Origin of the sequence: Pseudomonas sp. TMW22080, from assembly GCF_022496745.1 — a bacterium.
Taxonomy (GTDB): domain Bacteria; phylum Pseudomonadota; class Gammaproteobacteria; order Pseudomonadales; family Pseudomonadaceae; genus Aquipseudomonas; species Aquipseudomonas bubulae.
In genome coordinates, this window is the sequence record NZ_SCFF01000001.1 from 1,274,478 (window position 1) to 1,299,728 (window position 25,251).

At 60.0% G+C, this 25,251-nt stretch carries 23 protein-coding genes and 1 pseudogene; 12 read left to right on the forward strand and 12 right to left on the reverse strand.

Going from position 1 to position 25,251, the window contains the following annotated elements:
* Positions 1–18 precede the first annotated feature (18 nt).
* On the forward strand, positions 19–1,833 hold the full coding sequence (locus tag EQV96_RS05535) for a di-heme-cytochrome C peroxidase (protein WP_095031723.1): 1,815 nt from the start codon (positions 19–21) through the stop codon (positions 1,831–1,833).
* 43 nt (positions 1,834–1,876) lie between these two features.
* The gene (locus EQV96_RS05540; RefSeq protein ID WP_095019101.1) at positions 1,877–3,016 is read left to right on the forward strand and encodes a catalase family protein; all 1,140 of its coding nucleotides are present in this window, start codon (positions 1,877–1,879) and stop codon (positions 3,014–3,016) included.
* 5 nt (positions 3,017–3,021) lie between these two features.
* On the opposite strand, the gene EQV96_RS05545 is transcribed toward EQV96_RS05540, so the two are convergent.
* The 5 genes and pseudogenes from EQV96_RS05545 to EQV96_RS05565 form a co-directional block, all read right to left on the reverse strand.
* A complete protein-coding gene (locus tag EQV96_RS05545) occupies positions 3,022–4,419 on the reverse strand; it encodes a DUF4329 domain-containing protein (RefSeq protein ID WP_133144919.1) in 1,398 nt (465 codons plus the stop codon).
* Positions 4,420–4,661: 242 nt separating this feature from the next.
* A complete protein-coding gene (gene cysB / locus EQV96_RS05550) occupies positions 4,662–5,636 on the reverse strand; it encodes an HTH-type transcriptional regulator CysB (protein WP_016780131.1) in 975 nt (324 codons plus the stop codon).
* A gap of 113 nt (positions 5,637–5,749) precedes the next feature.
* On the reverse strand, positions 5,750–6,250 hold the full coding sequence (locus EQV96_RS05555) for a universal stress protein (RefSeq protein WP_095002144.1): 501 nt from the start codon (positions 6,248–6,250) through the stop codon (positions 5,750–5,752).
* Between the two features lie 94 nt (positions 6,251–6,344).
* Entirely contained in the window at positions 6,345–7,262 is a 918-nt protein-coding gene (locus EQV96_RS05560; RefSeq protein WP_095002145.1) for a 5'-nucleotidase, read from the reverse strand.
* A gap of 38 nt (positions 7,263–7,300) precedes the next feature.
* Positions 7,301–7,659: pseudogene (locus EQV96_RS05565) on the reverse strand (thioredoxin).
* A 25-nt stretch (positions 7,660–7,684) separates the two neighbouring features.
* Here EQV96_RS05565 and EQV96_RS05570 point away from each other — a divergent pair.
* Positions 7,685–8,131, forward strand: a complete 447-nt coding sequence (locus EQV96_RS05570; RefSeq protein WP_095002147.1) for a PilZ domain-containing protein — start codon at positions 7,685–7,687, stop codon at positions 8,129–8,131.
* A 131-nt stretch (positions 8,132–8,262) separates the two neighbouring features.
* Positions 8,263–9,339 carry a 3-deoxy-7-phosphoheptulonate synthase gene (locus tag EQV96_RS05575; RefSeq protein WP_095002271.1) on the forward strand — a complete coding sequence of 359 codons (1,077 nt, stop codon included), beginning with the start codon at positions 8,263–8,265 and terminating at the stop codon, positions 9,337–9,339.
* A 115-nt stretch (positions 9,340–9,454) separates the two neighbouring features.
* On the opposite strand, the gene EQV96_RS05580 is transcribed toward EQV96_RS05575, so the two are convergent.
* Positions 9,455–9,736 carry a GNAT family N-acetyltransferase gene (locus tag EQV96_RS05580; RefSeq protein WP_019827604.1) on the reverse strand — a complete coding sequence of 94 codons (282 nt, stop codon included), beginning with the start codon at positions 9,734–9,736 and terminating at the stop codon, positions 9,455–9,457.
* Positions 9,737–10,232: 496 nt separating this feature from the next.
* Between EQV96_RS05580 and oprI the strand changes: the two genes are divergently transcribed.
* Positions 10,233–10,484 (forward strand): outer membrane lipoprotei OprI, encoded by a 252-nt coding sequence (gene oprI, locus EQV96_RS05585; protein ID WP_003172710.1) that lies wholly within the window; start codon positions 10,233–10,235, stop codon positions 10,482–10,484.
* A 138-nt stretch (positions 10,485–10,622) separates the two neighbouring features.
* Here oprI and EQV96_RS05590 read toward each other — a convergent pair whose 3' ends face one another.
* The 3 genes from EQV96_RS05590 to EQV96_RS05600 form a co-directional block, all read right to left on the reverse strand.
* Positions 10,623–11,651 carry a L,D-transpeptidase family protein gene (locus EQV96_RS05590; RefSeq protein ID WP_095002149.1) on the reverse strand — a complete coding sequence of 343 codons (1,029 nt, stop codon included), beginning with the start codon at positions 11,649–11,651 and terminating at the stop codon, positions 10,623–10,625.
* A gap of 98 nt (positions 11,652–11,749) precedes the next feature.
* The gene (locus EQV96_RS05595; RefSeq protein ID WP_003446817.1) at positions 11,750–12,043 is read right to left on the reverse strand and encodes a hypothetical protein; all 294 of its coding nucleotides are present in this window, start codon (positions 12,041–12,043) and stop codon (positions 11,750–11,752) included.
* A 58-nt stretch (positions 12,044–12,101) separates the two neighbouring features.
* Positions 12,102–12,707, reverse strand: coding sequence for an arylesterase (locus tag EQV96_RS05600; protein ID WP_095002150.1), 606 nt, complete (start codon positions 12,705–12,707; stop codon positions 12,102–12,104).
* A gap of 10 nt (positions 12,708–12,717) precedes the next feature.
* Here EQV96_RS05600 and EQV96_RS05605 point away from each other — a divergent pair, with 10 nt between their 5' ends.
* On the forward strand, positions 12,718–13,401 hold the full coding sequence (locus tag EQV96_RS05605) for an ABC transporter ATP-binding protein (RefSeq protein WP_095002151.1): 684 nt from the start codon (positions 12,718–12,720) through the stop codon (positions 13,399–13,401).
* Positions 13,401–15,905 (forward strand): ABC transporter permease, encoded by a 2,505-nt coding sequence (locus EQV96_RS05610; protein WP_095002152.1) that lies wholly within the window; start codon positions 13,401–13,403, stop codon positions 15,903–15,905. Before EQV96_RS05605 ends, EQV96_RS05610 begins: the two co-directional genes overlap by 1 nt.
* Positions 15,906–16,608: 703 nt before the next feature.
* Here the strand turns inward: EQV96_RS05610 and greB are convergent.
* A complete protein-coding gene (gene greB, locus EQV96_RS05615) occupies positions 16,609–17,085 on the reverse strand; it encodes a transcription elongation factor GreB (protein WP_029611319.1) in 477 nt (158 codons plus the stop codon).
* Between the two features lie 107 nt (positions 17,086–17,192).
* Positions 17,193–17,966 (reverse strand): AraC family transcriptional regulator, encoded by a 774-nt coding sequence (locus EQV96_RS05620; RefSeq protein ID WP_095002272.1) that lies wholly within the window; start codon positions 17,964–17,966, stop codon positions 17,193–17,195.
* Positions 17,967–18,168: 202 nt separating this feature from the next.
* On the opposite strand from EQV96_RS05620, the gene EQV96_RS05625 reads away from it, so the two are divergent.
* From EQV96_RS05625 to EQV96_RS05645, 5 genes are all read left to right on the forward strand, one after another.
* Positions 18,169–19,812 (forward strand): APC family permease, encoded by a 1,644-nt coding sequence (locus EQV96_RS05625; protein ID WP_240881537.1) that lies wholly within the window; start codon positions 18,169–18,171, stop codon positions 19,810–19,812.
* Between the two features lie 57 nt (positions 19,813–19,869).
* On the forward strand, positions 19,870–20,796 hold the full coding sequence (locus EQV96_RS05630; RefSeq protein ID WP_240881540.1) for a 4-hydroxyproline epimerase: 927 nt from the start codon (positions 19,870–19,872) through the stop codon (positions 20,794–20,796).
* 49 nt (positions 20,797–20,845) lie between these two features.
* Positions 20,846–21,793 (forward strand): dihydrodipicolinate synthase family protein, encoded by a 948-nt coding sequence (locus tag EQV96_RS05635; RefSeq protein WP_095002155.1) that lies wholly within the window; start codon positions 20,846–20,848, stop codon positions 21,791–21,793.
* A gap of 86 nt (positions 21,794–21,879) precedes the next feature.
* On the forward strand, positions 21,880–23,469 hold the full coding sequence (locus EQV96_RS05640; protein ID WP_240881542.1) for an aldehyde dehydrogenase (NADP(+)): 1,590 nt from the start codon (positions 21,880–21,882) through the stop codon (positions 23,467–23,469).
* On the forward strand, positions 23,462–24,727 hold the full coding sequence (locus tag EQV96_RS05645; RefSeq protein WP_095002157.1) for an FAD-dependent oxidoreductase: 1,266 nt from the start codon (positions 23,462–23,464) through the stop codon (positions 24,725–24,727). The genes EQV96_RS05640 and EQV96_RS05645 overlap by 8 nt, the downstream gene beginning before the upstream one ends.
* 51 nt (positions 24,728–24,778) lie before the next feature.
* Here the strand turns inward: EQV96_RS05645 and EQV96_RS05650 are convergent, their stop codons facing one another.
* Complete coding sequence (locus EQV96_RS05650; protein ID WP_095019095.1) at positions 24,779–25,087, reverse strand: hypothetical protein; 309 nt, start codon at positions 25,085–25,087, stop codon at positions 24,779–24,781.
* Between the last annotated feature and the right edge of the window lie 164 nt (positions 25,088–25,251).

Below are 25,251 nucleotides of genomic sequence, written 5' to 3' on the forward strand. Positions count from 1 at the left end.
TTTACAAGGAGCGTTACTGTGCGTCTGTTTTACCGTGTTCTGCTGGGGCTGCTGGTGGCTGTAGCCATGGGCCTTGGCCTGGTGATCTATTTTGTCGCCAATCCAAAACTGCCGGCCTACCAGCCTGTGCAGCAACTGCACTACCTGGATCAGTGGAGTCCTGCTGAGCGCCAGACCTACTACTACACCCCCCAGGGCACTCAGGTTAAAGGCCTGCATTACGACTGGTTCAGCGCCCTGGAGCTGCCGTTTTCCAAACAACCCTTCGCGGCCCCCGAGTACCTGGCGCGCTTCGGCTTTCTGGTGGACCCCAAGCAGCAGGCCAGTGCTGCCAACCCGGGTAACCTGCCAGTAGGCTTTACCCGCCACCAGAACCCCGGCAGCAACGTGGAGTATCTGGATATCACCTGCGCGGCCTGCCACACCGGCGAATTGCGTTTCAAAGGCCAGGCGGTGCGCATTGACGGGGCTCCGGCACAGCATGTGCTGCCATCGAGCGTGCCAACCCTGCGCGGCGGCAGCTTCGGCCAGGCGCTGGTCGCCAGCCTCGCAGCGACCTACTACAACCCGTGGAAATTCGAACGATTCGCCCGCACCGTACTGGGCGATCAATATAATGCGCAGCACCAGCAACTGCGCAAGGACTTCAAGGCATCGCTGGACACCTTCCTTGGCGTGGCCTGGAACGATACCCATCGCGGCCTTTATCCGACACTCGAAGGCCCGGGCCGTACCGATGCCTTCGGCCGGATCGCCAACGCCAGTTTCGGCGACGCTATTTCCCCCGACAACTATCGCGTGGCCAATGCCCCGGTAGACTATCCGCATCTGTGGGACATGTGGACCTTCGACTGGGTGCAGTGGAACGGGTCAGCCAAGCAGCCGATGGCACGCAACATCGGTGAGGCGCTTGGCGTGGGCGCGACCCTGAACTTTTTCGACAAACATGGCCAACCCCTGCAGGGCGATGCCCGTTATCCGTCCAGTGTTCGCGTTAACGATCTGCACCTGATCGAAGAAACCCTGCAAAAGCTCAAACCACCGGTCTGGCCTGAAGCGCTGTTCGGTAAAATTGACCGCCCACTGGCGGCCAAGGGTCGAACCCTGTTCAGCGAAAACTGCGCCGGTTGCCATGTACCGCCTGAAGTCGAAGAAAACGGGCGGATGGTCAAGCAACTCAAGTTGCTGCCTGTGGAAGTGATCGGTACCGACCCCAATACCGCCAATAATATCGCCGACAACCGCTACGACCTCAGTGCGCTGCAATGGGACGCAGAGGAGCTGGCCAGGATGAACGTCGACCTGTACCCCAGGACCGACGCACCTCTGGACATGAGCAAGCTGTCTGTGGCCAAGGGCCTGGCCTATGTCACCGCCTTTGTTGAAAAGCGTGCCTATCACGATGCCAATATCGGCCCCGAAGAACAGGATCGCCTCAACGGCTTTGGCTTGCCGATCGGCGTATTGGAGGTGCGTGCCTACAAGGCGCGGCCGCTGGACGGGATCTGGGCCACAGCACCCTTCCTGCACAATGGTTCGGTGCCTACGGTGTACCAATTGCTCTCGCCTCAGGCCGAGCGTGATCAGACCTTCTATCGCGGCAGTTTTGAATATGACCCGCGCCACCTGGGCTATCGCACCGAGGCCTTTGACGGCGGTTTTGTACTCGATACCCGCATCAGCGGCAACCACAACAGCGGTCACGAGTTCCGCGCCGGCCCTCTCGGCAACGGGGTCATCGGGCGGCGGCTGCAACCCGAAGAACGCTGGGCATTGCTGGAGTACCTGAAAGTGCTCGGCGGCCCTCTCGAGCAGGAATTGCCACAGCCATGAAAGATCTCCGTCATCTGAAAAAAATCGCTAAAAGGATGTTTGCATGCTGACCACTTTCTGGCTTCGACTCGGCAAATGGCTGGGCAAGCTGCTTTTACTGCTCGTTGCCCTGGGCTTGCTCGGTTGGGCGCTGGCCTCCGGCTGGTACGCCTGGCAACATCGCGGGCCGGTTTCGGCGCGCGAGCAGATCCCGGACGGTGAAGCCGCCATGACCCGGGACACCATCCAGACCGCAATCCGCATCGTCGACCAGCACCGCGAAAACACCCGCTACTTGCGCGATGCCCATGCCAAGGCCCACGGCTGCGTCAAGGCCGAAGTCGAGGTACTAGCCGACCTCGACCCGGCGCTGCGCCAGGGTGTGTTTGCCACGCCGGGCAAAACCTGGCAAGCGGTGATGCGCCTGTCCAATGGCAACGCCTACCCGCAGTTCGACAGCATTCGCGATGCCCGCGGCATGGCCATCAAGTTGCAGGACGTGCCCGGCACTCAACTGATGCCAGGCCAGCAAGGGCGCACCGAGCAGGACTTTGTGATGTTCAACCATCCCAATTTCTTTGTCAGCGATGTCGCTGAATACCGCCAGAACATAGGCGCGCAAGCCGATGGCAAAAAGGTTCTGGCATTCTTCCCGTCCTGGGACCCGCGCAGCTGGCAAGTGCGCCATCTGTTTATCGCCCTGGCTACCCTGGCGCCTGCCCCGACCAGCCCGACACAAACGACATATTTTTCTGTGTCGCCCTACAAGTTCGGCACAGCCAATGCCAAGTACCGCGTAGCCCCTGACCCCGACAGTTGCCCGGCTTACAGCCTGCCCAAGCAGAATGAGGCGCTGCCCAATTTTTTGCGTAACGCCTTGAACCAGCAACTGTCAACGGATCGGGTGCCCGCCTGCTTTGTGCTGCAGATCCAGCGTCAGGACGCCAATCGTTTTATGCCGATCGAAGACACCAGCATCGAGTGGAAAGAATCGGACGCGCCCTTTGAAACCGTCGCACGGGTCAAGGTGCCAGCCCAGGACTTTGACACACCAGGCCAGAATCTGGCTTGTGACAACCTGTCGTTCAGCCCATGGCATGGCATTGAGGAACACCGGCCGATTGGCGGGATCAACCGCCTGCGCAAGGCGGTGTATGACGCGGTCAGCGACTATCGCCACGCACGCAACGCCGAGCAGCAATAACCCGCTCATTCGACAACGGGTGCAAACGGCACCCAGTTGTCCATGACCTGGCCCGCCTGAGTCCAGACTGCGTCTGTCTTTACCACCTGAAGGACAAACGCAGCCGCGACACGTCGCACATAAGCCGTTGCGTCCACTTGGCCCCGGGCCAACTGCCTGTCCAATGGGCTGGTGAAGTCATCCGGGTGGGTAACGCTGGCGATCAACTCGCGCTCGGCGTCTTCCGAAAAGCGCCTACAGGACAATAACGCCCCCTCCGGTGCAGAAAAATAGGCACGTGTGCCGGGGGTCGCCTGCATCAATAAGAAATCGACCCACAGGTTGTCCGGGCTCAAAAAGTCGCTCAACACGCGAGCCTGCGCCACAGGCACGGTATAGCGATGGACATCCGCCGTGTGATACACCGCGTTCATCTGATAGCCCTCTGGCAATTGCGGTATGCCGCCGCTGTTCCTGGGAAAAACCTCAGGTCGGTCGAACGTGCGGTAGACCGTTGACAGGGGCCGGGTGCAAATAAACGATGAAGTTTGCGAATGTTTGAGGATAAAGCCCGCCTGCTGGGTCTGGCGACCTTGGCTCAGTTGGCTGTGGGCAAACAATGCAGCGGCATCGGCACTGGCAAGAGCGGGCCCATAAATGGGCGGCACGTCGGCCTCCCAGAGGATTTGCGCCTGCCATTCCCGCCACCCCGCGGAAATCCTGCCGCGCCTGCGCCAGAACGAGCCCGCAAGCACCACAGTCAGCTCCCCGGCGACATGCACCATCGACAGCAGGTGGCTGGGCAGAAAAATGCTAGGCGGATACGACTGCTCAAGGTGATCAGGCGTTTGCGGGTGTACCAGCATCAGCAACGGTTCCAGCGCCAGCTCCTGGGCCGAGCCGCTGGCCGCATAGCAGATCAGGCTTTGATCCACGCTGGACAAGTACAAACGCGGATAGTTATGGCGAAAGGCTATGGCCATGCGCAAGTCCATCAACGAGAAAAAATTGTCCTGCAACTCGCTTTCGGGATCACCTGCCAAAATTGTTCGCTGGAACGCTGCATGTGAGTGATAGAGGCCTTCAAGCACGTAGCCTTGCGGCGGCACCATATCGCCATTAGAGGCTCGCGAAAGCACATCGGACGGACGAAACAGGTTCCCGTCGCTGCACACCGGCAATGTCGCGTAAAACCGGCCGTCCTTGCTCAGGATAAAACCACCGTACTCTTTGTCACGACGGTTGCCGATCAGGTCATGGGCATAGACCGCAGCGTCATCGGCGCTGATAAATCTGGGGCTTAGCTCCGGTCTTGGTCTAAGCAACGCCTGTGTTTCGGGACCGTTTCCTTGCGTATCGTCATTCATCCCCCCTGTGCGCAACGCGCGCCTGGCGGGGCAAGTGCTATGGATGGGGTGATTCATGTCCGGGCTCCTGGAAGTCAGTGGAGCCCTTAGTTTCAAATAAGTGCGTTTCTGGCGGGCACTAAATAAATATCCATAAAGCGCTCAGCCAGCGCCTGGCCAGTGTGCAGCAATTACAGCCCTGCGAACCAAATGTGGGAGCGGGCTTGCTCGCGATGCAGACGGCGCGATCCTTGAATCAGATCGCGTCGATGCCATCGCGGGCAAGCCCGCTCCCACAGGGGTAGTTCAGGGCCGGCGAATCAGTGAACCGGCAATTCCACGCCTTCAAACAGCTCTTCCAGCTCTTGCTTGTTGTGGCAGGCAATCGCTTTGGCCATCACTTCACGGGTGAGGTGCGGGGCAAATTTTTCGATAAAGTCGCACATGAATCCGCGCAGGAAAGTGCCACGACGGAAACCGATTTTGGTGATGCTGGACTCGAACAGCTCGCTGGCATCAAGGACCACCAGATCTTTATCCAGATTGGTGTCGACGGCCATTTTGGCCACGATGCCAACACCCAGGCCCAAACGCACATAGGTTTTGATCACGTCGGCGTCGGCAGCGGTAAATACCACTTTAGGGGTCAGGCCACGATGGCTGAACGCCTCGTCGAGCTTGGAGCGACCGGTAAAGCCGAACACATAGGTCACGATCGGGTATTCGGCCAGCGCTTCGAGGGTCAGCTTTGGCAGTTTGGTCAGCGGGTGACCCTGAGGCACCACGACGCAGCGATTCCAGCGGTAGCACGGCATCATCACCAGGTCGCCGAACAGCTCAAGGGCTTCAGTGGCAATGGCAAAATCGACAGTGCCATCGGCGGCCATCTCGGCGATCTGCATGGGCGAACCCTGGTGCATATGCAGGGCTACGTCCGGATACTGCTTGATAAAGTTGCTGATCACCGGCGGCAATGCATAACGCGCCTGGGTGTGGGTGGTGGCAATCGACAGCGTACCCTTTTTCTCGTTGGAGAATTCCTGGGCGATCTGCTTGATGCTTTCGACCTTGCGCAGGATCTCGCCAGCGGTCGTGATGATGCGCTCGCCAGCCGGAGTGACGCGAGTCAGATGTTTGCCGCTGCGGGCAAATACCTCGACGCCCAGTTCGTCTTCAAGCAGGCGGATCTGTTTGCTGATACCCGGCTGTGAGGTGTAAAGACTCTGCGCGGTGGCCGAAACGTTGAGGTCGTGGTGCGCCACTTCCCAGATGTAGCGCAATTGTTGAAGCTTCATATGCATCCCTCAAAGCTGATAGGCGCCAAGGCATCGGCGGCGATATATAACTATATGGAAGGTTGGAATAAGAAATCTAGAACTTTTTTATCATTTTTATTGATTCATCAGCCTTACACATCAGCACTGCGCCGGCGCTGCATCAGGGGCACCAGATACACCGGTATCTTGGCCAGCTCGATAACTCGGGCGGCCGTACGCCCCAAATGCGATTCGCCCCCCGAGGGCTGGGCATGACTGCCCAGTATGAGCAGGTCTACTGAAAGCTTTTGCGACTGCTCCAGAATGACGTGTGAAGGCTCCCCTTGAATAACCTTGACCGATCGGATCAAGGCCAGTTCCTGTTCCCACCCCGCCAACTCTTCGCGAAGACTCTCCAATACCCGCAACTCGATATTGGAAAGCATTGTGCTCATGCCCTGCTGGTGCAGCTCGCTCAACGCCTGCTCATCGAGATAGCTCTGCAGTACCGACTCGGCAAACAGGCCCATGGGCTCAACCACATGCAACACAAACAGATCGGCGCTGAAACTGCGGGCCATTCCAAGCGCATGCTGCATCACAACGGGCGCGTAAATGCCGAGGTCAGTGGCGTACAGGATTGAGCGAATCATGCGACCTTCCCGACAGCGTCAATATACGAAGTAAGTTGAGCTTAGCAGCGTCGGGACAAGTGCGATGCTCCGCTCGGCAACTCGCCGGCAATGCTTATTCGGGGGCGAAATCCCTGGATTCATTGCTGATGCCGTGAGGCACATGGCCGGTCGCCACCACCTGGCGCGCCCTCTCGCAATGACCGGCCTGGTCATCAAAAAATACATCCGCAGCAAAGGCTTCGAGAAAGGCCGATTTATCCAGCCCGCCCAGAAAAAGCGATTCATCCAGACGAATGTCCCAGTCACGCAACGTGCGGATCACCCGTTCATGGGCAGGCGCCGAACGGGCAGTGACCAGCGCAGTGCGAATCGGGCAGTTGTCATCGGGGAACTCACGTTGCAACAGGTTTAAAGCCTCCAGAAAGCCCTTGAAGGGCCCGCCCCGCAGCGGATTGCGCGCAGACTCGCGCTCAAGGGACTGAAATGCCTCCAGGCCTCCGGACTGGAAAACACGCTCCGACTCGTCGGAAAACAGCACCGCATCACCGTCAAAGGCAATCCGCAGTTCATTGCTTTCGGCACGCAGTGAGCCACCCGAGAGAATGGTTGCTGCTGCAAAACCCGCATCCAGGGCACTGCGCACATCCTCGGCATGGGTCGACAAAAACAGATCACAACCAAAAGCATTGAGATAGGGATGGGGGTTGCGCCCGCCCGAGAACGCTGCCCGGGAAATATTCAGGCCGTAATGCTGGATCGAATTGAACACCCGCAGCCCGGTATCGGCGCTGTTACGCGAGACCAGCACCACCTCGACCCGCTCCCGGCCAAGGCTGGCATTAAAGCTCAGGAGCTTCTTGACCAGCGCAAAGGCATCCCCCGGGGCCAGTACTTCATCTTCATGTTCGATCTGGTATTGCCGGTACGCCTCGATCCCCTGGGCCAGGTACACCTGATGGCTATCGCTCAAGTCGAACAGGGCCCGAGAAGAAATGGCCAGCACCAGCTTGCCCTTTAAGCCTTTGCTCATATCGCCTCCACAGCACTAAAGCGGGTTCAAACGTTGCTTCACGGTAGCTCGTCAGGCTCAAGCATCAAGGCCAGCCGAACATGATGTGCCAGCTCACCTTCGCTCAGGCGCGATTTCAACTCACCGTAAAAGGCCCCGTTGTGCACCACAAACAGGCTAGGCAGATGAAAAATTTCGTAGCGCTCGACCAACCCGCCGTTGTTGCCGGCATCAATCCAGCACAACCGTTCAACGGGCAATTGCATGCCGGGCAGCATGCGCCGGGCCACCCGGCACGCCGAACAGCCCGCCCCGGTAAAGATGACCAGCGAGGTGCCGGGAAGTGCCAGCAGTAGCTGGTCGGCATCAAAGTCAGTCAGTTCCATCGCAGTCACTATACTCATAAGACAATACTAATTTAATGGCACCTGGAGTCCGAATTCATGGGTCGTTTTTTACCTCACCCAGATGATATTCCCGTTGAGATAACGCTACGCAACCAACCTTCACTGCCGCGCCAGAAGCTGCACTCTATCAGCCTCGGCGGCGTGGCATGCAACAGCGACAGAAGCTGGCGATGCGGCACCGCCGTTGATATGTCCATGCCTACCCTGGGGGAAAACGCACGTTATCCGGGCTATATAGCCTGGTGCGAAAAGCGCAAGGAGGGTTACCGCATCGGCGTTGCCTTGATTGATGAACAAACCCTGTTTGGTGCGCGAATGGGCGAACAGGTCTGTCAGATCGAACACTTCTCACGCCTGCAGCAGCAACAAAGCCCCTGCCCCCAGGACCTGCAAGCCCTGGCTCTGGAATGGGTCACTCATCACGCCGTGGAGTTCTCGCAAGCCACCATGGACCACGCAATGGCGCAGGCCGTGCTGGATTAAAGCTGTACCTGCCCATTGTCGACCTACCGGATAACGCGTTAAGGTTCGGCTCCCCGATGCGCTCAATCAAGCTGTGCTCCGCCGCACGGGGATCGCTGGCGGCCGGCACCCGTGACCTGACGAGTAACACGATGGCTGATTTACCGATCGACGACCTAAACGTTGCCTCCAACGAAACCCTGATCACCCCTGAACAGCTCAAACGCGAGATTCCTCTCAGCGAAACAGCGCTGCGGACCGTGACCAAAGGGCGCGAGGTGATTCGCAACATCCTGGATGGCACTGACCATCGACTGTTCGTTGTCATCGGGCCTTGCTCGATTCACGATCTCAAGGCTGCCCATGAATACGCCGAGCGCCTGAAGGTGCTTGCGGCTGAAGTCAGCGACACGCTGTATCTGGTCATGCGGGTTTATTTCGAAAAGCCCCGTACCACCGTGGGCTGGAAAGGCCTTATCAACGACCCGTATCTGGACGACTCGTTCAAGATCCAGGACGGTCTGCATATTGGTCGCAAGCTGCTGCTGGACCTGGCCGAAATGGGCCTGCCAACCGCAACTGAAGCCCTCGACCCGATTTCCCCGCAGTACTTGCAGGACCTCATCAGCTGGTCGGCCATCGGCGCACGCACCACTGAGTCCCAGACTCACCGTGAAATGGCGTCCGGCCTGTCTTCGGCCGTAGGCTTCAAGAACGGCACCGATGGCGGCCTGACGGTTGCGATCAATGCCTTGCAGTCGGTTTCAAGCCCGCATCGTTTCCTGGGTATCAACCAGGAAGGCGGCGTGTCGATCGTCACCACCAAGGGCAATGCCTACGGTCATGTGGTATTGCGCGGCGGCAACGGCAAACCGAACTATGACTCCGTCAGCGTTGCGCTCTGCGAGCAGGCACTGACCAAGGCCAGGATCACCCCGAACATCATGGTCGATTGCAGCCACGCCAATTCCAACAAGGACCCGGCCCTGCAGCCGCTGGTCATGGAAAACGTGGCCAACCAGATCGTCGAGGGCAACCAGTCGATTATCGGCCTGATGGTTGAGAGTCACTTGAACTGGGGCTGCCAGGCAATTCCTAAAAACCTTGAAGACTTGCAGTACGGCGTGTCGATCACTGATGCCTGCATCGACTGGTCGGCTACCGAGACCACCTTGCGCAGCATGCATGCCAAGCTCAAGGATGTGTTGCCAAAGCGCACCCGCGGCTAACAGCCCATGTGGGAGCGGGCTTGCTCGCTCCCACAATAGTTTGGCGCCAGTTCCGCACGGTTGCAGACGCACACAAAAACGCCGGGCATGCCCGGCGTTTTTGTGTGCGTGTTCTTCAGGTATTGGCCTGAGGGCGCTTGTGGCGTTCCATATAGCGCTCAACGTATGAACATGAGGGAATCACCTCATAGCCCATCTTGTCTGCGTAATCGAGCGCCTGCTCCGTCAAGGCTGCCGCAATACCCCGACCACGCAGGGCGTTAGGCACAAACGTGCGATAGATATCCAGAGTCTGCTTGCCCAGATCCATGTAGGTCAGGTAAGCACGATGACCGTCGACAGTGGTCTCAAACTGGTGACCTGCCTGGTCATGGTGGATAGACAACGCCTCGCTCATCATTGCTCCTCGCGGGTCTTGTAGTGTGACCCCTACCTTACTGATGTTTTTCCGCCGAGGGAACTACTACGCCATCACGCACGCGCTGCCAGCCCGGGATGTGCCGGCAGGCCTGATTAGAGAGTAGCCACTCTAGTGCAAATGTTCACTTCCCGGGGCAGCCAGTTGTCAGCAGATCAGGCCCGCCCAAACGTTTCGCCGGCCCGACATCCTTGACCCGGCCCTGAACATTTTCCGGAAGGTTGAGGCTATGACGTACAACCGCACTTAAAGTCACGCTGCGCCATCACTCTGATGCCACTTCGTGCACTCCAAACTGACTGTTTTACAAACACAATCTGTTAAAGCTAGCCTACCGAGATTGCCAGCCAATTATTTTTTTTGGTTCTTGCGCTAGGTCATTTTACTTACTACAAGTAATGGGTACTATGTACGCCGGCTGTTTCCTCACTTTGAAGGAACAGCTTCAATTAGAAAGTCCTTGAAGGGGAACACGATGAACAACGTTCTGAAATTCTCTGCTCTGGCATTGGCCGCAGTTCTGGCTACCGGTTGCAGCAGCGTATCTAAAGAAACTGAAGCCCGTCTGACTGCAACTGAAGATGCAGCAGCTCGCTCCCAGGCTCGTGCTGACGAAGCCTACCGTAAAGCTGATGAAGCTCTGGCTGCTGCTCAAAAAGCACAACAGACTGCTGACGAAGCTAACGAGCGCGCTCTGCGCATGCTTGAAAAAGCAAGCCGCAAGTAATAGTCCTTCGGGACTGTTATCAAGCCGACCTATTTATAGGTCGGCTTTTTTATTGCCTGCCGGTCACTAAACAGGCAATAAAAAAGCCGCCAGGGGTATTAACCGGGGCGGCTTTTTATTGCGCTTGTTCAGTACGGCTTACTGCACATAATCCAGCGACTGGCCAGTAGCCATACCGGTATTGGTTGTGCCGATTACTGCAGGTATGCCGGTTTCTGCTCCCACTACCGGGAATGCCAGATCCTTGTCTATCTGGATGCTGTTTTCAAGGTCCTGATGCTTGAGCAGGAAGTTCATGAAGCCTGCGTACTTGTTCTGCAAGTCTTCAGGGGTCAAGTGCGACTTGTCGCTCACGGCCAGCAACGAACCATCCTTCACGTTCAACGGCTCGTGAACTTCAAGGAACACCTTGCCGCCACTGACGCCAATTTTGTACGGCTCGTTGATGATCCGCACCGGCGTACCCACCGGCACCATCTGCGCCATTTGCAGCACGTTCTGGTTAAGCATGCGGAAGCAGCCGTGGCTGGTGCCCGTGCCAATGCCGAACTTGGCGTTGGAGCCGTGGATCAGGTAGCCCGGCATGCCGAGGGTGAACTTGAACGGACCCAGCGGGTTATCGGGGCCTGCGGGCACCACGTTAGGTAGCGGGTCGCCATTTTTGGCGTGCTCGGCCTTGATCGAAGCCGGCGGTGTCCAGGTCGGATTGGGCGTCTTTGCGGTGATTTTGGTTTGCCCCAGGGGCGATCCCCAACCTTCGCGGCCAATCCCCAGCGGGAAGGTGTAAACCTTGTTCTGGTCCTTGGGATAATAATACAGGCGGTATTCAGCGAGGTTGATCACGATCCCCTCACGCTTGCCCGGCGGCAGGATGAACTGGGTCGGCAACACGATATCGGTATCGACGAGGGTGCCGTCCGGGTTCTTTTTGACCGGCAGCCAGGCGTCTACCCCGGGGTTGGCAGCGATCATTTCCGAATAGCCCAGCTCGTACTGGTTACCCAGGTCGGCAAAGGAGTCTTCGTACTTGCCTTTGATCACCTGCACTTCGCCAACGACATCTTCGCCAGGCGGTGGCAGCGGGAATTCAAGCGCGACCGCGGGACCCGCAACACAAAGTGCGGCAACGGACAGGTAGCGGGTAACTGCAGGTAGGCGCGACAACATCCGGAACATCCTTCGCATAATCAACGGGGGACAAAAAAAGGGAGTGTACACCGCGCCCACGGGGAGCGTGAGCCGGTCAGGGCATCAAACAGGTAAGATCATAGTTCAAAGCGCAACTCTGGCCAGATGGGCTCCGTGCCCCGGCGCTGCGACTCGATGATTGCCCGGCACAGCGGGCATAACCGGTGGTCCTGAAACACCTTGCGGGTGACATCCGACCAACGCGGTTGCGCCGGCAGCAATGAGCCACATAAGGTGCGGTCAATGGTGCCTCCCAGCTCCAGTTGACGTGTCACCAGATGCACCCGTACCTCCTGGCAGGCGAACAGATCGAGCTGCTCATCGGGCTCGATCAGTTGATAGGCATATAAAGACCAGGCAGGACGCGACATCGAGGGCTCCAAATCGGGGGGGCGCCACCTTAGCCGAAACACTGCCACTAGAAAAGCATCAAAGCAGGGGTTTTAACGCCGGCCACACATTATCCAGCAAAAGCCCCTGCGCACCGACTGCCGGGTGGATGCGATCGGCCTGCATCAGTTCGGGCTTGCCGCCCACGCCCTCAAGCAAAAACGGCACCAGGGCAACGTTTTTTTCCTTGCCCAGCTCGCTGTACACCGCAGCAAAAGCCCGGGTGTAACGCGCGCCATAATTGGGCGGCAATTGCATCCCCAACAGCAACACCTTGGCACCCGCCTGCTGCGAGGCATCGATCATTCCTGCAAGATTTTGTTTCAATTGCGCAGGGAGCTGCCCGCGCAGGCCATCGTTGCCACCCAGCTCGACAATCACTACATCCGGTTTATGCTCTGCAAGCAGCGCAGGAAGCCGCGCCAGCCCTCCGGCGCTGGTGTCGCCACTGATCGAAGCATTGACCACCTTGTCGTCGTAGCCTTGCTCCCTGAGCCGCTGTTCGAGCAAAGACACCCATCCCTGACGGGTATCCAGGCCGAAAGCCGCGCTGATACTATCGCCGACGATCAAGACAGTTCCCGCCGTTGCCGTCTGTGCCACGCACATCAGGGCCAGAGCAACACTTAAAAACCACACACGCATTGGATTCTCCATGGGCGAAAGTATTCTCACCGCGCAGAACCTTAGCAAAGTGGTTCCCAGCGCGGAAGGCGAGTTAACCATCCTGCACTCCTTGAGCCTCGAACTGAGCAAGGGCGACAGCCTGGCGATTGTCGGCGCCTCAGGTTCAGGCAAATCGACGCTGCTGGGCCTGCTCGCCGGCCTCGACCTGCCCAGCCAGGGCGAAGTAATCCTGGCCGGGCGGGCCCTGAGCACCCTGGACGAAGACCAGCGCGCCCGGGTGCGGGCCGAACACGTGGGCTTTGTGTTCCAGTCATTCCAGCTGCTCGACAGCCTCAATGCCCTGGAAAACGTCATGCTGCCGCTGGAACTGGAGGGTCGCAAGGATGCCCGCGAGCATGCCCGCCACCTGCTGGAACGCGTCGGCCTGGGCCAGCGCCTGAGTCACTCGCCACGCCAGCTGTCCGGCGGCGAGCAGCAACGGGTCGCCATTGCCCGGGCATTTGCCGCCAATCCCGACGTGCTGTTTGCCGATGAACCCACCGGCAACCTGGACAGCCACACTGGCGAGCGCATCACCGACCTGCTCTTTGAACTGAACAAGGAAAACGGCACCACCCTGGTGCTGGTGACCCATGACGAACGCCTGGCCCATCGTTGCCGGCGCCTGATCCGTCTTGAAGCTGGCCATCTGGTCGGCCCTCTGGAGCCCTGATGGCACGTCTGCCGCTGTTGCGCATGCTGAGTCTGGCCGTACGCCAATTACTGCGCGATGCCCGCGCCGGCGAGCTGCGGGTGCTGTTCTTCGCCCTGCTGGTCGCCGTGGCGGCCAGCACGGCCATCGGCTACTTCGGGGCCCGCCTCAATGGCGCGATGTTGTTGCGTGCCACTGAGTTCCTCGGCGCCGACCTGGTGCTTGATGGCACGGCCCCGGCCCGAGAAGAACAAATCAAGGTCGGCAACGACCTGGGCCTCGAACACGCCCGCGTAGTCGAATTCGCCAGCGTGATTGCCACCGACAATGGCATTCAGCTCTCCAGCATCAAGGCGGCAGACGATGCCTACCCGTTGCGCGGCGAACTGAAAAGCGCCCCGCAGCCCTATGCCGAAGAACAGCCTGGGGGCGGTCCCAAATCCGGTGAGGCCTGGGCCGAAGCCCGACTGCTGACCGCGCTGGACCTGAAGGTCGGCGATGAAATCGATGTCGGTTCAAAAACCGTGCGTATCACCCGTGTGCTGACTTACGAACCCGACCGGGCCGGCAACCTTTACAGCCTGACCCCACGAGTACTGATCAATCTGGACGACCTTGCCGCCACCGGCATCGTACAACCGGGCAGCCGTGTCACCTACCGCGAACTGTGGCGCGGTGAAGCACCGGCGCTGGAATCGTATCGCCAGGTGATCAAGCCTGGCCTGGACGCCAACCAGCGCCTCCTGGACGGCCGTGACGGCAACCAGCAGATCGGCGGTGCGCTGGGCAAGGCCGAGCGTTACCTGAACATGGCCAGCCTGGTGGCGGTGCTGCTGGCGGGCGTGGCCGTAGCGTTGTCTGCCACCCGCTTTGCCAATCGGCGTTTCGATGCCAGCGCCCTGCTGCGTTGCCTCGGCCTGTCACGGCGCGAAACACTCTGGTTGTTTACCCTGCAACTGAGTGTGCTCGGGCTGCTGGCCAGCCTCGCCGGCGCCTTTCTCGGCTGGCTCGCGCAACTTGGACTGTTCGCCCTGTTGCATGACCTGCTACCGGCTAACGTACCGCCCGGCGGCCTGATGCCGGCGATTGCCGGGATGGGTACCGGGCTGGTGGCGCTGGCTGGTTTCGCCTTGCCGCCGCTCGCGGCACTGGGCCGCGTACCTCCACTGCGGGTGTTGCGCCGCGATTTGCTGCCGATTCCGGCCAGCACCTGGACCGTCTACGGCGCGGCGCTGCTGGCACTGGGGCTGATCATGTGGCGCATGAGCCTGGACCTGGTGCTGACTTTCGCCCTGCTCGGGGGTGGCGTGATTGCCGCCGTGGTGCTTGGCGGAATCCTGCTGCTGGGCCTGCAAAGTCTGCGCCGCCTGCTGGCCCGTGCCTCACTGCCCTGGCGCCTGGGGCTGGGTCAGTTGCTGCGCCATCCGCTGGCCGCGGCGGGCCAGGCCCTGGCCTTTGGCCTGATCCTGCTGTCGATGGCCCTGATCGCCCTGCTGCGCGGCGAATTGCTCGACACCTGGCAAAACCAGTTGCCCAAAGATGCACCCAACTACTTTGCGCTGAATATCCTGCCGGCCGACAAGGAGGCTTTCGGCGCCCACCTGATGACCCTTCAGGCCCGCGCTGCGCCGCTGTACCCGGTCATTCCGGGGCGTCTGATCAGCATCAATGGCGAACCGGTGCAGGACATCGTCAGCAAGGACTCCAGTGGCGACAAGGCCATCCAGCGCGACCTGAGCCTGACCTGGGCCGCTGACCTGCCTGCCGAAAACCAGCTGACGGCAGGTAGCTGGTGGGGCCCGAAGCCCGAAGGCGATGTGCCGGGCGTTTCAGTGGAAGCCAAAGTCGCCGAAAGCCTCAAGCTGAAGCTGGGCGACCTGATGACCTTCACCATTGCCGGTGTCAATCGCGAAGCACGGGTCACCAGTTTGCGCAGCATCAACTGGGACAACTTCCAGCCCAACTTTTTCATGATTTTCCAGCCTGGCACCTTGCAGGACTTGCCGGCCACCTACCTCACCAGCTTTTACCTGGCACCGGGACACGACAAGGAAATCATCGAACTGTCGCGCACCTTCCCGGCTGTGACCATCTTGCCTATCGATGCATTGCTGGAGCAACTGCGCAGCATCCTGGCGCAAGTGACCATTGCTGTGGAATACGTGCTGCTGTTTGTGTTGGCGGCGGGCATGGCGGTGCTGTTTTCCGGCTTGCAATCCACCCTGGATGAACGCATTCGCCAGGGCGCCCTGCTGCGCGCGCTGGGGGCCGAGCGACAACTGCTGGTAAAGGCCCGGCGCATCGAGTTCGGCCTGCTGGGCGCCACCAGCGGCCTGCTGGCGGCGCTGGGGGCCGAACTGGTCAGTCTGGTGCTTTACCGCTTTGCCTTTGACCTGCCGTGGCACCCACATCCGTGGTTGTTGCTGTTGCCGGTGCTGGGCGCGGTGATGGTGGGCGGTGCGGGGGTGTTTGGCACACGCAGGGCGCTGAATGCCAGCCCGTTGACGGTGTTGCGCGAGGGTTGATATGGCCAGACACTATAAATCCTGGCGTTGACGAGCGCAGCGAGGCTGCGATCGTCGTTTTGGGAATCAACTGTTACGCCGCGTACACATCCGGCATTTGCGTATAACTGAAATATTGGTTTCGCCCTTACGGCGAGTCCATTTTGAAAGGACCCAAAAGGAACCAAAAGGTCCTCGCCCTACCATTCGGCCGATTCGCCAAGGTTCGCCGGCTCCCTCCGGCTCTGTTATGGGAGCGGGCTTGCCCGCGATGGCAGCACTTTGTTCCTCCAGATAGAACGAGGTGCCTGCATCGCGGGCAAGCCCGGCTCCCACAGGGAGATATGTCAGTCGAAAATCCTGCATTCAAACAGGCCGGCCGGTCGGCCGCCTCGACGGCTTTTGATCTTGATCTACCCGCCCCATCGGGAGGCCGAGAGGAGGTTCTGCGCAGTGGGTCGACCGGCATGGATGCCGGGAGAGCCGCGATGGGCCATGGATGGCCCGTGGCGGCGGGCCCACGGAGCGGGACCGGAACGAGGGAACCTGAGCGCAGCGAAGGCCGTACGCCAGGGGCAAGCCTTTTTGGTTACTTTTTCGGCGTCTGGAAAAAGTGACTCGCCGTAAGGGCGAAACCAATATTCCAGTTAAACGCAGATGCCGGATATGTACGCGGTACACCAGTTAAACCCTGCAGCGGCTAAATATCCGCCCAGGTTTTACCCTAGCTTTTCTCGTAATAAATCTCGTTGATCCACCACAGCACTTCCCCGCTCGGTGTCTGCACCACTGCCTCGTCGCCAACCTCTTTCTTCAACAGCGCACGGGCCATCGGTGAGTCGATGGAGATGTAGTCGTTGCGTCCGTAGATTTCGTCGTAACCCACAATGCGGAATTTCTTGACGTCCCCGGCCTCGTTTTCAATTTCGACCCAGGCACCAAAAAACACCCGGCCTTCCTGCTCCGGCGAGTAATCAACCACCCGTACATCCTCGAGGCGCTTGCGCAGGTAGCGCACCCGTCGGTCAATCTCGCGCAGCAACTTCTTGTTGTACTGGTAGTCAGCGTTTTCGCTGCGATCACCCAGTGATGCTGCCCAGGTCACCTTGCGTGTGGTATCCGGGCGCTTTTCCCGCCACAGGTAGTCAAGCTCCTGCTTCAGGGCTTCATGGCCTTGCCTGGTGATGATGTTGGTACTCACTCGCGGTCGTTCTCCAGCAGGTTGCATTGGCCAGGGCAGACTCTTAGCACCCCGGCGCGACGAAATACATAGAGGCGCTGATAAAAATCACAAGCGCGGCGACACTCTCACTGTGCCGTGGCCTGGCGATACTGGCGCGGGGTAAAGCCGGTCAATGCCTTGAATTGGCGGGTGAATGCGCTGTGGTCGGTGTATCCGCACTGCAGGGCCACCTGGGTAATCGGAATATCGGTCAGCAACAGCCTATGGGCGTGTTCCAGACGCACCTTCTGGATCATCTGCCGTGGCGTCAGGTGAAACACACGCTTGCAGTAGCGCTCCAGTTGCGCCACGGAGATTCCGGCAATACGGGTCAACTCACCCAGGGTAACGCGGCGGTTGAAATGCGTGCGAATGTGCTCATCCACTGCCGCCAGCCGCTGGTACGCCGGGTGGGTATCACTGGCTGATTGCAAGTCCACGGAGATCCCAGCCAGGCCGATGATCTCGCCCTGGAGATTGTACAGCGGGCGCTTGTGGGTCAGGCACCAGCCAGGCTCCCGGGTCCCGTACAGATGCAGTTCCAGCTGGTCCTCTAGCACCAGCCCCTGCTCCAGCACCTGGCGATCCTGCTCGGTATAGCCCGGCCCCAACTGCGCGGGGAATACCTCGGCGCTGGTTTTGCCGAGCAGGGGTTGCAACTGCTTGAGGCCGCAGCGCTGGACCAGGGTGCGGTTGGCCAGTACATAGCGCGCGGCATTGTCCTTGATGAAGATCGCGGCATTGGGGATGGCATCGAGCATCGGTAGCAACAGGGCTACCCCCGAGAGCAACTGCTCAAGACTCTCGGGGCGGCTCAACTCGCTGCCCTGGCTCAGGATTGCAAAAGCATTCTGCGTCATCAAACTCACTCTCCCACCACTGGCCAGGTATCGGCCGCCTGGGTGCATTGTGCTGATTTCGTCATCGGCTTCAATGGAAAAGATCAATCGCAAACTTTCCCCGACGTTCAATCTAGCGCCATTGCACACCCGCCAACCGTATTGGCGCAATGGCAAATGACATCACACCTGCCTAACCAATAACTCACAAAAAGGCGACGCTATGTCAGGTAAAGGCAAATTCAAGAAACAGCTCTCACTGATGGACCTGACCTTTATCGGTCTGGGTGCCATCTTCGGTTCCGGCTGGTTGTTTGCAGCCAGTCATGTGTCAGCGATCGCTGGCCCGGCTGGGATTTTTTCCTGGCTGCTGGGCGGTTTTTCCGTGCTGTTGCTAGGCATCGTTTACTGCGAGCTGGGCGCTGCCCTGCCGCGCGCCGGTGGCGTCATTCGTTACCCGGTTTACTCCCATGGCCCGTTGCTCGGTTACTTGATGGGCTTTATCACCCTGATCGCCTTCTCCAGCCTGGTGGCAATTGAAGTGGTCGCCGCCCGCCAATACGCCGCGGCATGGTTCCCCGAGCTGACCAAGGCCGGCTCCAGTGACCCTTCGATCCTGGGCTGGCTCCTGCAGTTCGGCCTGCTGTGCCTGTTTTTCATGCTCAACTACCGAAGCGTGAAGACATTCGCCATGGCCAATAACCTGGTCAGCGTATTCAAATTTATCGTGCCGCTGCTGGTCATCGGCGTGCTGTTCACCTTCTTCAAACCGGAAAATCTCTACGCCCAGGGCTTCGCCCCGTTCGGCCTGTCGGGTGTGCAGATGGCCGTTTCTGCAGGCGGCATTATCTTCGCCTATCTGGGCCTGACACCGATCATTTCGGTGGCCAGTGAAGTGAAGAACCCGCAACGCACCATCCCGATTGCCCTGATCCTGTCGGTCCTGTTGTCGACCGTGATTTATGTGCTGCTGCAAGTGGCCTTCCTCGGCGGCGTACCCTCTGAAATGCTGGCCAACGGCTGGGCCGGCGTGACCAAGGAACTGGCATTGCCCTATCGCGACATCGCCCTGGCTCTGGGTGTGGGCTGGCTGGCTTATCTGGTGGTGGCCGACGCGGTGATCTCGCCAAGCGGCTGCGGCAACATTTACATGAATGCCACGCCGCGGGTGATTTATGGCTGGGCGCAAACCGGCACGTTTTTCAAGATTTTCACCCGCATCGATGAAAAGTCCGGCATCCCGCGCCCGGCGCTGTGGCTGACCTTTGGCCTGTCGGTGTTCTGGACCCTGCCTTTCCCGTCCTGGGAAGCCCTGATCAGCGTGGTATCTGCCGCCCTGGTACTGAGCTACGCAGTGGCACCGGTGTCCGTGGCCGCATTGCGCCGCAATGCCCCAGACATGCCGCGCCCGTTCCGGGTCAAGTGGATGGGGGTGATGGGGCCGCTGTCATTTATCGTCGCTGCGCTGATTGTTTACTGGTCAGGCTGGAACACCGTGTCCTGGCTGCTCGGCCTGCAAATCGTGATGTTCGTGGTGTACCTGCTGTGTTCGCGATTCGTACCGACCAACCACCTGAGCCTGGGCCAGCAAGTACGCTCATCCTTGTGGCTGATCGGCTTCTACGTCGTAACCATGGTGCTGTCCAAACTCGGCACTTTCGGTGGCCTGGGCGTACTTGCCCACCCGTTTGACACCCTGGTCGTCGCAGCTTGCGCGACAGGCATCTATTACTGGGGCGCGGCCACCGGCGTGCCGGCTCATCTGGTCCGGCTGGAAGACGACGAGGACAGCGAAGAAGCCCCGGAACTTGCCAGTAACACCCCGGCCAGCCACGCCACGGGGGCGTTTATCCAGACTTCATCCTGAGACACCGTTAACCACAGTAGTCCTCCGAGCCGTTGTTCTCTTCCAAGGGATACGTTCATGAAGCAAGTCCATATCATTGATTCACATACCGGCGGCGAACCTACCCGCGTGGTGATCAAAGGCTTCCCGCAACTAGCCGGGCGCAGCATTGCCGAGCAGCGTGACACCCTGCGCGACCAGCATGACCAATGGCGCCGGGCCTGCCTGCTGGAGCCCCGAGGCAACGATGTACTGGTCGGTGCACTGTACTGCGAGCCCGTGTCGGCGGATGCCACGTGCGGGGTGATCTTCTTCAACAATGCCGGTTATCTGGGCATGTGCGGCCACGGCACCATCGGCCTGATCGCCTCCCTGCATCACCTGGGCCAGATCGAGATCGGCGAGCACAAGATCGACACCCCGGTCGGCCCGGTCACCGCCACCCTGCATCCAGATGGCAAGGTCACCGTAGGCAATGTGCCCTCCTACCGCTACCGCCAGCAGGTCGCCGTTGAGGTGCCGGGGCATGGCCGTGTGCAGGGCGATATTGCCTGGGGCGGCAACTGGTTCTTCCTGGTCTCCGATCACGGCAAGACACTGCAACTGGACAATGTCGAAGCCCTGACCGAGTACACCTGGACCATGCTCAAGGCCCTTGAGGCACAGGGTATCCACGGCGAAGACGGTGCCCTGATCGACCATATCGAACTGTTTGCCGACGACGACAAGGCCGACAGCCGCAACTTTGTCATGTGCCCGGGCAAGGCCTATGACCGCTCGCCCTGTGGCACCGGCACCAGCGCCAAGCTGGCGTGCCTGGCCGCCGACGGCAAGCTGGCTCCAGGCCAGCCCTGGGTGCAGGCCAGCATCACCGCCAGCCAGTTTGTCGGCAGTTATCAATGGGACGGCGAGCGCATTCGCCCGTTCATTACCGGCCAAGCCTTTATGACTGCCGACAGCATGCTGCTGATTGACGAAAAAGATCCTTTCGCGTGGGGCATTTAATCCCTTCGCCGTAAACACATCCGAATAAACGACTCGAGGAGTTAGAACAATGAGCGATAACATTTTCACCGGTTGCATGCCTGCCCTGATGACCCCTTGCACCGCCGAGCGCAAGCCGGACTTCGACGCGCTGGTGGCCAAGGGCCGCGAACTGATCGATATCGGCATGAGTGCCGTGGTGTACTGCGGCTCCATGGGTGACTGGCCATTGCTGACCGAAGCCGAGCGCCAGGAAGGTGTGGCACGCCTGGTAGCTGCGGGCATCCCAACCATCGTCGGCACCGGCGCCGTAAACAGCCGCGAAGCGGTGTCCCATGCGGCACACGCTGCCAAAGTTGGCGCCCAGGGCCTGATGGTGATTCCACGCCTGCTGTCCCGTGCAGCCTCGCCTGCTGCGCAAAAAGCTCACTTCGCCGCCATCCTGCAAGCCGCTCCACAGCTACCGGCGGTTATCTACAACAGCCCGTACTACGGCTTCGCCACCCGCGCCGACCTGTTCTTCGAACTGCGTAGCCAATACCCGAACCTGATCGGCTTCAAAGAGTTCGGCGGTGCTGCCGACATGCGTTACGCCGCCGAACACATCACTTCCAAAGACGATGATGTGACCCTGATGGTCGGCGTCGACACCCAGGTTGTGCATGGCTTCGTCAACTGCAACGCCACCGGCGCCATTACCGGCATCGGCAACGCCCTGCCTCGCGAAGTGCTGCACCTGGTGGCACTGAGCAAGCAAGCGGCCAAGGGCGACCCTAAAGCCCGTCGCCTGGCCCGCGAGCTGGAAGCCGCCCTGGCGGTGCTCTCGTCGTTCGATGAAGGCACTGACCTGGTGCTCTACTACAAGCACCTGATGGTGCTCAATGGCGACACAGAATACAGCCTGCACTTCAACGACACCGATGCGCTGAGCGATGCCCAACGCCACTACGCCGAGAACCAGTACAGCCTGTTCCGCCAGTGGTACAAAACCTGGTCCGCCGAACAGAACGTCGCCTGACCCGCAGCGCAGCCCTGCATCCCTGAACAGCGGCGCACATCATGTGCGCCGCCTTGTTCCAGCCAACCCATTTTTAGGAACACGCCATGACTCTGACAGGCAACATGCTGATCGGTCAGCAAGCCATCACCGGTAACCGCGAAGCGATCCGGGCGATCAATCCCGCCACCGGCACTGTGCTCGAACCGGCCTACCTTGGCGGCGGCAGCGAACATGTCGAGCAGGCGTGCACCCTGGCCCAGGAGGCTTTTGACAGCTTTCGCGAGACCTCACTGGAAACTCGCGCCACTTTTCTGGAAGCCATCGCCGCTGAAATCGAAGCCCTTGGCGATGAATTGATTGACCGCGCCGTCAGCGAATCAGGCCTGCCACGCCCGCGCATCGTCGGTGAACGCGCACGTACCTGCCAGCAACTGCGTACCTTTGCCCGTACCGTACGCGCTGGAGAATGGCTGGATGTGCGGGTCGACAACGCGCTGCCCGAGCGCCAACCACTGCCCCGTGCAGATTTGCGCCAACGCCAGGTGCCACTGGGCCCGGTGGCCGTATTCGGCGCCAGCAACTTCCCGCTGGCCTTCTCCGTGGCCGGTGGCGACACTGCCTCGGCACTGGCGGCCGGCTGTCCGGTAGTAGTCAAGGCCCACAGCGCCCACCCTGGCACCAGCGAACTGGTTGGCCATGCGATTGCCCGTGCGGTGAAAGAATCGGACCTGCCTGAAGGGGTCTTTTCCCTGTTGTTCGGTTCCGGCCGTGAAGTCGGTGTTGCCCTGGTCAGCGATCCACGCATCAAGGCAGTCGGCTTTACCGGCTCGCGCAGTGGCGGCATGGCTTTGTGCAAAGTGGCAGCAGCACGCCCCGAACCCATACCGGTGTATGCGGAGATGAGCTCGATCAACCCGGTACTGCTGTTCCCCGCTGCGCTGCAGGCTCGCGGCGAATCACTGGCGCAGGGCTTTGTTGCATCTTTGACCCAGGGGGCAGGCCAGTTTTGCACCAACCCGGGTCTGGTTATCGGCCATCAAGGGCCGGCACTGGATAGATTTATCAGCACAGCTGCCCGGCTGGTCCAGCAAAGCCCGGCCCAGACGATGCTCACTCCTGGGATTTTCCAGGCCTATGAAGCCGGTATTGGCTCTTTGCAGGAACTGAACAGTGCTCAAGAGGCCGCTGCCGGCTTGAGGGGGGAGACACCCAACCAGTGCCAGGCCCATCTGTTTGTGACCCGGGCCGGGGACTTCCTCGCCGACCCTGCATTGCAGGCCGAAGTCTTTGGTGCTGCGGCGCTGGTGGTGCAATGCGCCGATGACGAGGAGATCCGCCAGGTGCTCGAGCACCTTGAAGGCCAATTGACCATCACCCTGCAACTGGATGAAGCCGACCTCGACAGTGCCAGGGCCATGCTTGCGACCCTGGAACGCAAGGCTGGTCGCTTGCTGGTCAATGGCTGGCCAACGGGGGTTGAGGTGTGCGACGCGATGGTCCACGGCGGGCCTTTCCCGGCGACTTCGGACACCCGCACCACCTCGGTTGGCACTGCGGCCATCCAGCGCTTCCTGCGTCCTGTCTGCTATCAGGACTTCCCTGACAGCTTGCTGCCCACCGCGCTCAAGCACGCCAACCCGCTGCACTTGCGCCGCCTGCTCGATGGCCACAGAGAAGTACTGGAAAATGCCTGATCACTTCGCTGGAAACACAGCTGACATTGCCGTGGTCGGCGCCGGAATCATCGGCGTCGCCTGTGCCCTGCAACTGGCGCGCCAGGGCCAGCGGGTGGTGGTCATCGACCCGCAGGAACCGGGCCATGGCGCCTCATTCGGCAATGCCGGGCACCTGGCCACCGAACAGGTGTTCCCGATTGCCGACCTGTCGATTCTCAAGCGCTTGCCGGCCATGCTGATGGACCCGATGGGCCCCCTGCGCCTGGACTGGAAATATATGCCCCGGGCCCTGCCGTGGTTCACGCGTCTGCTGCTGAACCTGCGCAAGGCGCCCTTTCAGCGCACTGTAGCCGGTATTCGGGCCCTTAACGAAAGCAGCCTGGGTGCCTGGCACAGGCTGCTGGAGGGCATTGACTGCCCGGGCCTGATGCGCGAAGACGGTTCGTTGCTGGTGTACGAACGTTCCGAGTCCCGGCAGCCACTTCTGGCACTGCAGGCACGCATGCGCCAGCAGCAGGTACCGGTCGAGTTCTGGGAGGCCAGGGCCATACACAAGGCAGCGCCGCAACTGAGCGAGCAGATTCAGGGCGGGTTGTTTTTTCCGGCCACGGGGCACTTTATCGACCCCTATCGCGTGGTCTGCGAACTGGTAGAGGCTGCCAGGAAGTGCGGTGTGCAGTTTCTCAAGCAACAGGTCACAGGCGGGCAACTGAGTGAGGCCGGAGTTTCTCTGATGACAGCCCAGGGCCAGGTGTCCGCCCGCCGGGTCGTGATCGCCTGCGGCGCCCACTCGGCCAAACTCACCGCAACCCTGACCGGCAAGCACGTTCCGCTGGATACCGAACGCGGTTACCACTTGATGCTGCCCCACGAGCATGACCGGCTGCCGTTTGCCGTCACCTCACTGGAACGCAAATTCATCATGACCCCGATGAGCGATGGCTTGAGGCTGGCGGGTACAGTTGAATTTGCCGGCCTGGAAGCGCCGCCGAGCATGGAGCGCGCCTGGCAGCTGCATCGCCTGAGCAAAGGGTTGTTGCGCCATGACCTTAGCGCTGAAGACGCGACGCCATGGATGGGCTTTCGCCCGTCGTTGCCGGACTCACTGCCGATCATCGACCGGGTGTGCGACGGCAAGGTACTGCTTGCCTTCGGCCATCAGCATTTGGGCCTGACCCAGGCAGCGGTAACGGCTGAACTGATCGCGCAGTTGGCGGGGGCAACCAGTGCCCACGCGCTGCCTGAGTTGCACCCTTACCGGCTGGAGCGTTTCTGATCCCATCCGTAGCAGCTGCCGTAGGAACGAGGCTGCTACGGGGTTGGAGCCTCAGCGCAGGGTTATCAACCCCTGCCGACAAACACGGGTGAGGTTGTGAATCACCCGCTCGGCATTTTCAGCATCGGGGGACTGGATCACCGCCAGGTCAAAACTGTCAGCGGCAAATCGCGCCAGTTGATCGCCCTCTTCCACAAACTGGATCAGAAACGCCGTAGGCCGCCCTTTGCGGCGTGGCCAGCCATCGAGATAGCGCAGCAACGTAGGCTGATGCTTACCGCCCAGGAGGATTTTTGGGTTGCGCAAGGTTGGGCTGGCCGAGATCGGCGCAAGACGTACAAGGGGACGTGGGTGACTCATGTATCGGTTCTCCGCCTCAAGATTCTGCGTGGCAGGTGAGAGGCAACACCGAACCAGCGCTTTAGCGGTATTTCAAGGCCTGTTTCAAGCCTCTTAGACGGTCTGTGACCCTCTGGCGCCCCGCAAGTAGCTGTTTAAATCGGCGCAAGAAAACATCCTAGATA